This is a genomic window from Algoriphagus sp. 4150 (genome assembly GCF_031457395.1).
Classification (GTDB): Bacteria; Bacteroidota; Bacteroidia; order Cytophagales; family Cyclobacteriaceae; genus Algoriphagus.
In genome coordinates this window covers 366,241-379,317 of the sequence record NZ_JAVDWS010000001.1, presented here as the reverse complement: position 1 = coordinate 379,317, position 13,077 = coordinate 366,241, and the positions used below count along the sequence as shown (strand labels likewise).

The following is a 13,077-nucleotide window of genomic DNA, read 5'->3' as shown; positions in this document are numbered from 1 at the left end:
AGTTTTAATAAACTGCACGAGATTCACTTTCACATCTAAATCTTTCACAGAGGTTGTGTAGAAACAGGGAATCAGTAGTAATACAGGACAAATTCACTAAACTAGCTCCAGATTCAAGCCTGGAAGAACACTGCAACAGTTGGTTTTTCTATCTCCTCCCATTCTCCCGAATCGCTGCACTTCTTAGGAAAGACTAACCGAATGGTGATTTCAGAACAGGTATTAAAAAGGAGGAATAGGTTCTGGTATCATTGAACTATCAAATCAAATACTCCTTAGATTCTGGGGGTATATCCAGAAAGATGATAAAAGTTGGCTAGTTGTTTTCTACAATTAAATGGCATCTGCAAGAAAGACAATAAAATGGAAGAATCCCAGTCAATGCTGGGCTCAGGATACATTTAGGCATTGCATGAAAAGAAGTGTCTTAAACTTGTAAAAAGCCAGAAAATCACTGACAAATCTCATTTAAGCCTGTCATCTTCCTTAGGCACCTCAATTTCTCACTCTTTCACAAACCAGCTAGCCACAAATGCAGTAAATGTCCCAAATAAACCCACACCCGTAGTCATTAAAATAACAGCGACTAATCTCCCTTCGAGGGTAACCGGATAAAGATCCCCATATCCTACTGTGGTAATGGTGACAAACGCCCACCATAGTGCATCCCCTGCTGTAGTGATATTACTACTTGGGTCATTCTCTACCTGCAAAATGACAATGGATGAAAATATGACCATCATACACGCTATAATCAAAGCTGAATTCAGAGTTCCCTCTGCCTTATTCACAAAGAAGCTATCCATAAAAGCCTTGATACTTTTGAAGGCCTTGATAATTCTCAGTATTCTGATCACTCTGACTAATCTGCCCATCCTCAAAAAGTCAACCATGGGAATACTGGCGACTAGATCCACCCAGCCCCATTTCATAAACTTCAGCTTGTTCTCTGCCTGATAAAACCGGATACAAAAATCAAGAAAAAACACTGCACAAATCACAAAGTCAAAAATCTGCAGCAGTGATGATGTCTCCGGTGGAAGGTGAAAAAACACATCGACCAGCAGCGCACCCAATAAATAGATGGATAAAAAAATCACCAAGACATCCAAAAAACGGACTTTAGCGGGTAGGTTTTTTAACCTAAAGTTTTTTGCCATTTTATCAATCAATTAGAACTGCCATCATAGCAGAATCACAAATTCCTAAAAATTTATACTACAAGCCAATTCACTTACTCAGTGCCTTTACAATTCGCTCCTGATTAATCACTACGTCCCGAAAGAGCACATGGGGGAAGGTCATGTACTTTGAGCTTTTGAATGCTTCATAAATCGACCGCAGGGAAGCCGCCGTCAGCAGGGAGAGGTTCATGTCCACGTCCATCTCACAGTCTGTGACAAAATCATCGCTGAACTCGGGAGCCACCAGCAGGATTTTTACGATTCTGAGGTTGTTTTTCAGTGCTATATTCTGATAAGATTTCAGTTGGCGGGACACTGTACTGAACTTATTGTATCCACTTTCCTTACTGGTCTTGCACTCGACGATGATCACTTCCCCGTTGCCCAGATTGATCAGTATATCCATAAGGTCTTTCTGGGTGTTCAGCTCCTGCCGGTACTTCTCATCCACATTGAAACCCAAACCTTTAAAAATCACTTTGGTCAATTCTTCGAATTTCACCCCCAGCTCACTCTCCCGGATCTGAATCCCGTTTTCTTTCAGCTGATTGTAGTTGCGGTAGCCTACATTTTCGTAATTCTCCAAGTAGAGGTTCTCGACGTCCTTGTAATGCTCCAGAATATTAAGAATATCATCACCCCGCTGCTTTACCCCATGGTCCTTCTTGAACTTGTCGAGGTCGGTCTTCTCTATCAAGTCGAGTATATCCCGGGGCTTGATATTGTAGTCCAATAAAAATTCCGCATCCAGTACGTATTCATCCTGAAGTTCGAAGTGCTCCTTTATCGCTTTGTTCAGGACTGGAATGGACTGATGGAGGTCAGTCAAAAGCTTGTCATATCCATCCACGGAGATGCCTACTTTTTCGTCTTTTTCCACTCCCTCAAAATACTGGATCAGACTGTCTATTTTTTCCTGAAGGGTACTCCCTCTCAGGTTTGGGATCTGTAGCCCTTTCTCACATAATTCATTGAGCGTCTTTTTCTTTTCGGTCAACGTGGTGCCGTCCTTATATATATCATTCAGCAGCAACTCTGTAAAGGAGATACCTGCTTGGGTAATGCCTTCGATTTTCTGTGAATAGGAAAGCTTTCTGTCAAGATTATGGTTTTTGGCGATGGAATTGATGACAGGTTCACGAAGAAGCTTCAGGGTACGTCTATAGAACTTATCCGCAACTTCTTTGTTACGGACCTTTCGTAACAGACGTACCATTTCATCTGCAACAAACAGGGTATTTTCTTTCTTGGAATAGAAAACAACTCCGATATTTTTAAGGTTGGTGATTACCTCCTGCACATCCCTTTTTTTCACTCCAAGGATGGAATAATTAATCAGTTTGATTTCTTCCTGGGACAAGCCCAGTTCCTTGGAGAGTGTAAGAATGATGGTGAGTTCATCAGCCGTAATTTTGGCCTCTCTGTTATTGGCCACATCGTTAAAAAAAGCCGTGGACAAACAGGCCTGATAGATTCTGTAATCCCTTTTACGCTCAGCAGTCAGTTCCGACTTGTTGTCTTTAAAATCTTCGGACAAGGTTTTGATTTTCGTATTGAGCACTTTGATCTCGGCTTCATAGAGCCGTGAAAACCAATCCTGCCGCATGATACAGTTGCCATCCCGGATAATAATATCGATGAGGATATCGAGCTGGGAGTTTACTTCCTGAAACTCGCATTGTACATATTCAGTAAACTCATCCGCAGTCAGGTCAAAAATTTTCGAGATATTTTGGTTGTCCGCAGTCTTGAGTCCTTTGTTGGCCGGTGCGAGGATTTTCTCAATCTCTTTACTCTTGTCCTTGCTTTTGGAGATGATGTTGTCAATGATTTTGATAAAGGAGTTTTTCTCGATGGAACTGAGCTTATCCAGGATTTTTTCAAGTTTCATAACTTGGAGGTTCTAAGGGTTTAAAAATGAGCTTTCCACTAAAAGAATGGATCCAAGACAAGAGCGGATCAAAACTTAAGAAGTTGCAGTTTGGTAAACTTGCGGAGACTGCCCGGATTTAAGCCCGGACGGGTGCTATAAAAGTTGGCTGTTCTACCTCCTCCCATCCTTCCCGATATCGCTTTGCTCATCGGGACAGGCTCTTCTTAAAGAGGAGGCAATTGTAAGGTATATTAATAAAGCTAGTACTTCCACTAGCTTGAGAGATTCTCCGGATTTATGCCCGGATGGGCGCTAAAAGTTGGCTGTGCTTTCTGGTAATAAAGAATAAGAGCAAGAAAGGGAATAAAATGATAGGAAACCAGCGCGCAGGCTGGCTCCTTCGCTAAATATCTTCACCGAAGAGATTTTTAACGCTCGTCCCTCCTCCCCTGCAGGCTGGCTCCTCCTTAAAAATGTCCACAGGACATTTTCTTAACAGTCGGCCCTAGGGTATTTTTCATGAAAACGAAAAAAAAGTGAAATAAATGCAGTGTTTTTCAGGTGGTTTACAGAATTATCTGTATTCCACTGTGGCCATTTTCCCAAAAAACGAAACAGGTAGTTCTATTCACCGCATGTCTTTGTTGTGATTTGCTTTCCAAATCGACCATCAGGAGATTCATGAACTCCTTAGAAAAAATCATAAACAAGTGAATAAATCAGTACTTTACTAGTAGAATCACAGCACGCGAGTTCGAATCTCGACAGCTCCACGGAATAACCTCTAATTTCTTGATTAACAATTGCATAATCACCCGGGACCAAGATCAAGGGGAACTATAAAAGAAGGCAAATGATTTGGTTCTTTTCCTTTCAATGGAATGTGAAACACTAAGTCAGGCACGAAAAATTGAACTTCATATAAAAAAAATGAAATCAAAAAAGTATTTAAAAGACCTTTCTCTATTTCCCGAAATGAAAACAAAATTTACTTGTGAGTTTCAAAATCAACTGACTTTCCAGCCGGTCCAATTTTTGGGGCACACCAAATCCTGAAGGCTTTTTTCTTACCTGCTTTCAACTATCTATTAAGCCTATAGTGAACATTACTCCAATTATTCACCTTATTTTTACCTACCGGGGATACAAACAGGCGATCGTATCTCCACCTCTCCAATTTGGTTTGTTGATTCCCAAATTTCATTCCTAACAAGGCTGCAACTCCAATATTCCGGAATAATCATCTTCATATACTAAAATTGACACATCCGCATTTGCTAATTTTAGCACAATTATGTTTACTAATTTCAGTACATTTGATTTTACTAAGATTACCACATTAAGAAAAGCTAAGTATAGTCCGCATAATTTCAGAAATGAGAAAAATTATGGCAACCCCAAGAGAACGATTCGTTGAAGCGCTGACCTTACTGAAGGGATTACAGAACAAAGGAGTAGTGGGTATTCATACAGAAGACATTCCCAAAGCAAAACACCGCCAGCTACTAGTGAAAAATGGCTTTATCAGAGAGGTAGCAAAGGGATGGTATATAGTAACTTCCCCAAATGAAAAAGATGGAGAAACAACCGCTTGGTACAGCTCATATTGGGAGTTTATTGCTCAGTTTCTAGATCGAAAATATGGCAAAAACTGGTGCCTCACTGCTGACCAATCCTTGTTTTTCCATGCCGGAAACCGAACAGTTCCCAAGCAATTGCTTATAAGATCTACTGATGGTAACAACAAACCAACGCCTTTGCCCTACAATACCTCAATATTTAACCTTAAGACCAAATTACCTCCATCAGATCAGATGGTCAGTGAAAAAAACATTCGAATGTATAATCTACCGTCTTCATTAATATATGCAGGAGCTTCACTATATACCACACATGCCATAGATGCCCGGACGGGACTATCAATGATAAGGGATGCCTCGGAACTGTTGCCCATACTGTTGGACAACGGACATACCACACTTGCCGGGCGACTCACAGGTGCTTTTCGAAACATTGGAAGAGATAAGATAGCCGATCAGATCATGGAAACATTTAAACAAGCGGACTATGATATCCGGGAGGATGACCCATTTGAATTCAAGCTAAATTTAAAACTTTCCTCAAGAGAACGTTCCCCTTATGCCAACCGTATTCGTTTGATGTGGCAACAGATGCGTGAAGTAGTCATAACAAACTTCCCAAAGGCACCGGGCATCAAAGTGGACGATAAAGAATTTATGAAGGATATAGAAGACATCTATGTAACAGATGCCTACCATTCCCTATCGATTGAACGTTACAGGGTAAGTCCTGAACTTATTGAAAAAGTCAGCTCTGGCCAGTGGAACTCAAAGGAAAATAGCGAAGACCGCAAACAAGTCGATGCAATGGCCGCAAGAGGATATTATCTGGCCTTCCAATCCGTTAAGGCAAGCATCAATGCTATACTGGCGGGGGCCAATGCCGGAACACAGGCAGATATGGACCATTCAAAATGGTTCCGGCAATTATTTGATCCGAGCGTAGCTGCAGGTCTACTGAAAGAATCCGATTTGTCCGGTTATCGTAACTATCAGGTTTATATAGGCAACTCCAAGCATGTTCCCCCTAGTGCGGATGCCATGAGGGATGCTATGCCCATAGTATTTGAACTATTGGAAGAAGAGTCTGAAGCTTCAGTTCGTGCAGTTTTAGGGCATTTTGTGTTTGTCTTCATTCACCCATACATGGATGGAAATGGCCGAATAGGACGCTTCCTAATGAATGTCATGTTGGCATCGGGAGGATATCCATGGACGGTTATTCCGGTAGAACGGCGAGAGGAATATATGCAGGCCCTTGAAAAGGCCAGCGTGGATCAGGATATAGAGACATTTGCAAGGTTTATTGCAGTTTTGGTGGAAGACAGGCTTCAAGGTAATCACCAGGCACAAATACCTGACAAAACCAGTTAGCAACACTAACGGTGGCCAACTATTTCTTTAATGTCTTAAAGTGGCACTATTTGAACCGTAATAAACCAAAATAATAAGATACAGTTGAGTTATTTCAGAAGGTAGATCCAACGTGGCATCATTCGAACCGTATTATCCATCCACTGGGAGAAATCAAATTATCCGCCTTGACTGGATAGGATTTGCAATTCCATCCTACTATACTTTTCAATTTGTAATTGATCAGAATCTCAATCCAAATTCCTTTTCAAAATCTAATTTCATTTTCTGTTGAATAATAGAGCCTGCGATAAAATTGATTCCTGTTTGCCAGAGCAATGGACTTATAAAAATTCCCAGTTAGTTATTTCAAGAACCATGGTCTGAAATTTGGTTAGATAGATTTATTCAGTTGAAAAAGATGATTAAAGGTGCCTGAACAGCCTAACCAACAGTTCTAAATCCTCCTCAAAATGTTTCGACTTCTGTATCGCCAGCTCCACCTGACGGCACAAATCCAATTTTGAGGGATTTGTGCCTTTATTTTTATCGGGCTAATCCTACTTATTATCTGGTTGCTAATCCCACCCTGCTATCATTTCCAATTTGCAATTGGGTTTACTGCCTCATCTCATTCTACTCTTGGAAGAGGAGGCGATTGGTTCTGCTATCATTTTACTATCGGATTCAGTATTAAATGGATTTCCTAACTTAAGCCCGGATGGGTTCTAAAAATTGGCTGTCCGTTCTCCCCCATCCTTTCAATCGCGGGACAAGTCTACTAAAAGGTCATTACAAGAAAGGGAGAAAACCGGAAGAATCTGTTCTATGAACTACCTCTATTTTAGGAAAAGGGGAGAAAAGGGGAGAAAATGTGAAGGAAATGTAGTGTATACCAGTCGGCCTACAAAACTACCCATCATTATCAAGTGATTTACCTGCCTCCCCCGAAGATTCACGTCCTATCTTATTCTTTTACTAATTCAATCCGGTCAATATTTCATCAATGTCATCGTATTTTTAGCATACTGCGTACAATGTCCCAAATACCCCTTCTCGGATGTGAAGAAACTTCGGTCTTTAGGCTCTGAATGAATTCTGTTTTTGGCATATCCAATAGAAGTAATCCAGTGGACTAATTCATTAAAATAATGTCCATTGGATTGAGATCTGTGCCCCTGACCTTGCTTGATGATTCCAGATAGGTGTCCGGGAATGTCTCTCGGATTATCACCGAAACAATAGAAAAAGCTGCTCCAAATTTTGTTAGTATCGAATTTCAGAAGCTCAAAATCAATCACGCTTATCAACGGATGATGGGGTTTTGGCAGGCCGAATAATCGGTGAAGTCCAGATATAGACTCAATTCTATATGGAGCAGCTTTCTTCACAATTTAATTATTCAAAATCGGTAGATAAAGATAAGGATTTCCATTCTTCCATTTCTTTTGCTTCATTTTTGCGCACTTCTAAAATAGCGTTATAACTATCTGAACCTAATGGAAGATGTAAAGGCGGATTAGACATTTCAGTAATCTTAAGTAATACTTCTGCTAATTTTTCAGGATCACCTAATTGTTTGCCATCAAATCCCGTAAATTGTTCAACCTGTTTATCTAAATTATAGGCGTCAATTTTATTTTTAGCAACATTCAGACTGTCCTCGCTCATAAAGTTTGTCCGAAATGTTCCCGGTGCAAGAATCGTTACTTTTATCCCAAAAGGCGCGACTTCTTGGGCTAGAGCCTCTGATAGTCCGATAACAGCAAATTTTGATGCATTATAGCTTCCATTGCCGGCATAACCCATATAGCCCATCATAGATGCAGTATTGATGATATGTCCGGATTTTTGCCTACGTAAATGTGGCAAGACTTTCCTAATGATACTGGCCATTGCAAAAACATTTACGTTCATTGTTTTCCTAAACTCGGTATCACTTAGTTCTTCGATATTTCCTAATAGGTTATAGCCTGCGTTATTGACCAAGACATCTATTTGACCAAATGTTTCTATGCCTTTCGAAATAGCATCTTCAACATCTTTTTCATTGGTGATGTCCAACATTACAGGAAGTAGATTACCGTTAAAACCCATGATTTTTTCTAAAAACGTATCCTTATTTCTGGAAGTTGCAATTACTTTCCCTCCGTTGTTTAAAACTGCTTTTGTAATTTCAAGCCCCATGCCTTTGGACGCTCCTGTAATAAACCATACTTTCTCTTTATTCATAATATTTGTTTTTTACAAAACTACAGGGCACATAGATTTATAAAGTTTTCAAATCAAGGATAAACGTATTTAAATTCAGGTTTACAGTTGATTTTATGACCGCTAGCGGGGTGCACAGCCACTGGCCATATCCGGGCACCTCAGTATTTCCTTTACCCTTTCCTGATTTGCCACAATAAACATACATACTGACTCATTTTTGCCGGCAATTTCTTTGTTTTGAGCAGACCAACACTTGCTTAAAAGTCCTGCTTATTTATTTGTGGTCTTTCAGATCCTTGTCCCCGATTACAAAAGCCATTAGCTCAGCCATTTTTCCGTCACGAAATCTCCATACATCACAGTAAGAGTATCTAATGCTTTCTCCGTTTTCGTTCATCACTGCGATTTGACCAATTGCCGTAAGATAATCATTCTCGGCAATCAAATTTTTAACCTCATTTTGTGGCGGTTCAATATATTCATTAGACATCCATTTTCGGACCGCTTCTTTTCCATTTAGAATCTGGTCACCTACAAATATCCATTTGGTATCATCGGTGCAGTATTGAAGAAATTCTTCATAATTACCTTTAGAAACAGCTTCATTTGCTTTCTGTAGAATTATTTTATTGGTTTCTGTCATAAGTAGTATTCTGCATTTACGATTAAGGCTTTCCTAAAATAGTAAAATTAACAACCAGCTTAATCGATATTCGCCTCATCATTAGCCAATAGGTCATCCATGATCTTTTTCAGAAATTTTGTTTTGTTCTTTTTAACTTCTTTGAGAAAAGGCGAAGATTCATCCGAGTCGGCTAAATACTTCCCTCCCCAAAGAGCTAGTTCAATTAAAGCAGGTATTAAATCAACCCCTTTTGGGCTAAGCCTATACAGTCCTTTTACCTTATTGTCCGGATATGGCGCTTTGATAATTATTCCATTGTTCTCCAGCACCTGTAATCTATTCGCTAATATATTCGTTGCTATTTTTTCCGAAGATTTTGTAAAATCTCCATAAGTTCTTGATTTATATAGCATTAGATCCCTCACTATCAATAATGACCATCTGTCTCCGAAAATATCCAATGATGAACTTATTGGGCAATCGGATCGCATTTCAGTTGCTTTCATAAATTTTATATTTTTTTTACTTGCATATTAAAAGTGACTAAGTAATTTTACACTTGCGTTTTGCAAGTAATTAATCTTATTTTTACTTGCAAATGAAAAGCAAATTTAATCATTTGAGATAAGAAAAATAGTACATCATGACAAAAATTTTAGTGACTGGAACTACAGGAGTAGTCGGAAAAAGTACAGTTGAGCATTTGTTAAAGAAAGGTATTCCTGCAAGTCAACTTATCGGTCTCTCCAGGAAAAAAGAAAGCCTGGAAGACTTAACGGCGAAAGGCGTAGAAGTTCGTGTAGGTGATTATTTTGATTATAATTCCTTACTACATGCATTTGAAGGTGTTGACAAAGTCATGCTAACGAGTGCCATTGCTTTTACAGACCGATCTACCCAACATTATAATGCAATTACCGCTGCCCGTCAAGCTGGTGTTAAGCACGTGGTGTATATGTCGATTATGCGTAAAGAAGGTTCGGGACGTATTATGCCCGAAGTTACGGAGTCGGACCTTTTTACAGAACAGGTACTTAAATCCTCAGGACTTGATTACACTATTTTATACCACCCGCCTTTTGCCGACCTTTTATCCTTCTACTATGGTCCCAATCCTTATGAAAGTGGAATAAAAGTTCCGGCAAACCATGGAAAAATGGCACCTGCAACAAGAGATGAATTGGCGGAAGCCCACGCTGAAATACTTTCTACTCCGGGACACGAAAATAAAACCTATTCATTGGGTGGCTCCCATGCTGTTTCGTTTTCCGACATAGCGAATATTCTTACGGAAATAAAAGGACAATCTGTTTCTTTTACCGCCATTAGAGCAGAAGAATATATTGATGGGATAGTTGCCCAAGGAGTCGCTCGCCACGTGGCTGAATTTATAACGGGTTGGGTACTGGCAATTGAAGGAGGTGAATTCGAATATCAATCAGGTGATTTGGAGCGGTTATTAGGTAGAAAGACAAAAACTTTCAGAGAGCTCATGGAAACAACTTTAGCTTAGGATATTTACAAGTTATAATAGTCTAAGCGGCAGAGAATATATGTTTTCAGCTACTTCGATTTAAACGTGTCAGCTTTATTTCAGAGGACTACCCCCCTGCCAATGAAACCGTTGGGGAAAATAATAAAAGACTTAGGATTTAAGGTGGTTGACCTTGGCAATTTGGAACAGGCGGGTCGGATAACCGATGTTGGGAAAGCATTATCTGAACTGAACTTATTTAGTTACACAATTTAATATCTAATACCATTTTTTATGAAGGCATTGGTTTATCGTCAGAAAAGCACCTTAAACCCGAAATATGCATTAGCAATTCTATTACAGCCATTAATTGCTTCAAAATCAGCCATTACATTGCTGTTTTCAACTTCACCATAGCGGTGCTATGACTCAGTCTCCAAACAGCCTGATTTTCTTGCAATTAATATCTTCATAACGAAACCTAATGCATAATTCGGGTTAAATGACTTTGGAATAAGGTTAGAAGAAGTTGTAGATCCGAAAATCAGCGAAACCGATATTTTAGTCCGTATCAAAGACAAATGAAAAATCGAGCTTTGGCGGATTTGCGGGCCTAATATATCAATCTGAAAATTGTGTCAATACTTTCACAGAGTTAGTCACCTAAATTCATAAATTTATCTATTCAAAAACGGAATAAATGGACATTTTTAAAGGACAGAACATTGTAGAGTTTGCTGGACGCTTCCAAAGCGACTTGCATTGCAAAAAATATCTGAGTGAAGTGAAATGGACTTCTGGTTATACTTTTAGAAAATGTGGTCATCACAGCAGTCAGATCCGCAAGGGTTTTTCAAGGACTTGTAACAAGTGTAATGATACAGAATCTCCCGGTGCTTATACCCTGTTTCACAAGGTGATGAAGTTTGGGCTTCTAAGGGCCTTTCCTATCTGTTTTGAAATCGAAGATTCGACGGAGTCAAATGGCTACAACCACCATGGGAATGTCAGCCCTTCAGGCAGGAAGGAGATATGGCAGAACTTTAAAGCGTTGCACACAGCAATCCACTAGGTTAAATCCTGTATCAGGACAACATTTTCTTGGGTAAGTTCTGATAAAATGTACATCAAAAGTCTAGTGTAAACCTAAGCGAAAACCTCTATTCTGTTATTTATGTTAGAAATAATTCAAATAATCGCCCTTATTCAGGGCTTGTTTCTTTTAAGTGTTCTGATCGTTAAACAAGAAAGTTACAAGCGGGTAAATTTCTTACTGCTTCTAGGGTCAATTATTGCATTGCTTTTGAACATTGTCGGAGATGATGATTTTAACCTGTTTTTTTCCAATGCTAATTGGTATTTTTTCCAATCTCCATTGATCATTACACTGTTCTTTTTGCTTATAAAGTATCACAATTCTAAACAAGATAAATTTCAACTTAGAGATTTTCTTTATTTTATTCCGTATTTATTTTTTATTACTCTTCAAATCGCAGAAGACATCTTAGGTAAGAACATATGGTTAATGATTGGAGAAATTTTGGCAGGCGTAACGCTATTAGTTTATTTAGGTTATACCATCTATGATATCATCAAAAACAAAAAGGAAAAATGGATGCTATTTTTTATAGTACCTTATGCTTTAATGAACTTAATTGAGGAAATTTCATTTATTAAAATAAAAAACTATGATTATTTTCCCTTCCTAGAAACCTATGGCATTATTGGATTATCAGCAATACTTCTCTACATGATTTTATTTAAGCTTGTTGTATCACCAAAATCTATACTGCCAAAGGCTGATACCATGGCTTATAAAACTTCAAGTCTTAGTAAATCCAAAGCAGAGGTATATAAAAGGGAGTTTTTAAGGCTCATGGATAAAGAGAAGCTTTTTACTAATAGCAATATAACGGTTAACCAAGTAGCTCAAAAGATGGGTATTCCAAGACAGCACTTATCTGAAGTCTTGAATGTGTACTTAAAATCCAATTTTCAGGACTACATGAACAAATGCAGGGCTGAAGAATTTGTAGCATGTTTCAAGGATGAAAAGTTCAAGAATTATTCTATTATGGGCATTGCCAACGAAGTTGGTTTCAAATCCAAATCCTCTTTCAACACTACCTTTAAAAAAATATACGGGGTTACCCCTAGCGAGTTTAAAAAGGCATTACCTTCAGTAGTTTAGAAATGACCTTTTCTCCTTATTCTTCATAGAAGAATTATGTTCCAAATCCGCTTTCAGAAAACTTCTTAGAATTAAGGAAGCCTTCACTTTTCTGATGAAAATCGGATTATTTCCTTAAATACAATTGCCAAATATTGATATTATGGCAGTATTCATTAGGGCTATTTGGAATCGATAGCCTCAAATAGTATTGCCCAATCTGCAACGATTTTTTTGGATTACCGGAGCTTTTAAGCTAAAACTGACAAATCCTCACACACCTCTGAAAACAAAAAAAAGCCACAAATTCTACAGTTGGCGGCTTTCTAAGTGCGGGAAGCGCATTTAGAACCTTTAAAACCATACAATCAATAAAATTTAATGATCTAATATTCAGAATATTAAAATCACTCTTGCAACAAACTGGTACTGAAAGCGGATTTGGAACCTACTTCATTCTGATCTCAATGGAGGCAAGTCTAATTTTACCCCGGTTGAATGAAACAATTAAGAATTTCTAGTAATTATGACAAAATCGGATGGTGAATGAAGACAAATTATATACTCAAAATTTTATAGGAGTCTAAGCATTCACCTCTAAAAA

The 13,077-nt window shown here is 38.7% G+C and carries 9 protein-coding genes and 1 pseudogene; 4 read left to right on the top strand and 6 right to left on the bottom strand.

The genetic code is table 11. The features are described from left to right. Window positions 1-503 precede the first annotated feature (503 nt). Together J2X69_RS01645 and J2X69_RS01640 are read right to left on the bottom strand one after the other, a co-directional pair. Window positions 504-1,160, bottom strand: coding sequence for an ion transporter (locus tag J2X69_RS01645; protein ID WP_310097426.1), 657 nt, complete (start codon window positions 1,158-1,160; stop codon window positions 504-506). Between the two features lie 70 nt (window positions 1,161-1,230). Further along, window positions 1,231-3,075, bottom strand: coding sequence for a hypothetical protein (locus J2X69_RS01640; protein ID WP_310097423.1), 1,845 nt, complete (start codon window positions 3,073-3,075; stop codon window positions 1,231-1,233). A gap of 1,370 nt (window positions 3,076-4,445) precedes the next feature. On the opposite strand from J2X69_RS01640, the gene J2X69_RS01635 reads away from it, so the two are divergent. Next, entirely contained in the window at window positions 4,446-6,011 is a 1,566-nt protein-coding gene (locus J2X69_RS01635; protein ID WP_310097421.1) for a Fic family protein, read from the top strand. A 971-nt stretch (window positions 6,012-6,982) separates the two neighbouring features. Here the strand turns inward: J2X69_RS01635 and J2X69_RS01630 are convergent. From J2X69_RS01630 to J2X69_RS01615, 4 genes are all read right to left on the bottom strand, one after another. Beyond that, the gene (locus J2X69_RS01630; protein WP_310097419.1) at window positions 6,983-7,381 is read right to left on the bottom strand and encodes a hypothetical protein; all 399 of its coding nucleotides are present in this window, start codon (window positions 7,379-7,381) and stop codon (window positions 6,983-6,985) included. Window positions 7,382-7,388: 7 nt separating this feature from the next. Continuing rightward, window positions 7,389-8,222 (bottom strand): SDR family NAD(P)-dependent oxidoreductase, encoded by an 834-nt coding sequence (locus tag J2X69_RS01625; RefSeq protein WP_310097417.1) that lies wholly within the window; start codon window positions 8,220-8,222, stop codon window positions 7,389-7,391. Between the two features lie 256 nt (window positions 8,223-8,478). Then, entirely contained in the window at window positions 8,479-8,847 is a 369-nt protein-coding gene (locus tag J2X69_RS01620) for a nuclear transport factor 2 family protein (protein WP_310097415.1), read from the bottom strand. Window positions 8,848-8,906: 59 nt separating this feature from the next. Beyond that, window positions 8,907-9,335, bottom strand: a complete 429-nt coding sequence (locus J2X69_RS01615; protein ID WP_310097413.1) for a helix-turn-helix domain-containing protein — start codon at window positions 9,333-9,335, stop codon at window positions 8,907-8,909. A 137-nt stretch (window positions 9,336-9,472) separates the two neighbouring features. On the opposite strand from J2X69_RS01615, the gene J2X69_RS01610 reads away from it, so the two are divergent. From J2X69_RS01610 to J2X69_RS01600, 3 genes and pseudogenes are all read left to right on the top strand, one after another. Beyond that, window positions 9,473-10,342, top strand: a complete 870-nt coding sequence (locus J2X69_RS01610; protein ID WP_310097410.1) for an NAD(P)H-binding protein — start codon at window positions 9,473-9,475, stop codon at window positions 10,340-10,342. A gap of 661 nt (window positions 10,343-11,003) precedes the next feature. Continuing rightward, window positions 11,004-11,285: pseudogene (locus J2X69_RS01605) on the top strand (IS1595 family transposase); the annotation flags it as partial. A gap of 192 nt (window positions 11,286-11,477) precedes the next feature. Further along, the gene (locus J2X69_RS01600) at window positions 11,478-12,494 is read left to right on the top strand and encodes an AraC family transcriptional regulator (RefSeq protein ID WP_310097407.1); all 1,017 of its coding nucleotides are present in this window, start codon (window positions 11,478-11,480) and stop codon (window positions 12,492-12,494) included. The last annotated feature ends 583 nt before the right edge of the window (window positions 12,495-13,077 follow it).

Coding starts and splice junctions, on each gene's coding strand:
- J2X69_RS01620 (WP_310097415.1), bottom strand. CDS start 8,847: ATGACAGAAACCAATAAAATAATTCTACAGAAAGCAAATGAAGCTGTT.
- J2X69_RS01600 (WP_310097407.1), top strand. CDS start 11,478: ATGTTAGAAATAATTCAAATAATCGCCCTTATTCAGGGCTTGTTTCTT.
- J2X69_RS01640 (WP_310097423.1), bottom strand. CDS start 3,075: ATGAAACTTGAAAAAATCCTGGATAAGCTCAGTTCCATCGAGAAAAAC.
- J2X69_RS01610 (WP_310097410.1), top strand. CDS start 9,473: ATGACAAAAATTTTAGTGACTGGAACTACAGGAGTAGTCGGAAAAAGT.
- J2X69_RS01615 (WP_310097413.1), bottom strand. CDS start 9,335: ATGAAAGCAACTGAAATGCGATCCGATTGCCCAATAAGTTCATCATTG.
- J2X69_RS01635 (WP_310097421.1), top strand. CDS start 4,446: ATGGCAACCCCAAGAGAACGATTCGTTGAAGCGCTGACCTTACTGAAG.
- J2X69_RS01625 (WP_310097417.1), bottom strand. CDS start 8,222: ATGAATAAAGAGAAAGTATGGTTTATTACAGGAGCGTCCAAAGGCATG.
- J2X69_RS01645 (WP_310097426.1), bottom strand. CDS start 1,160: ATGGCAAAAAACTTTAGGTTAAAAAACCTACCCGCTAAAGTCCGTTTT.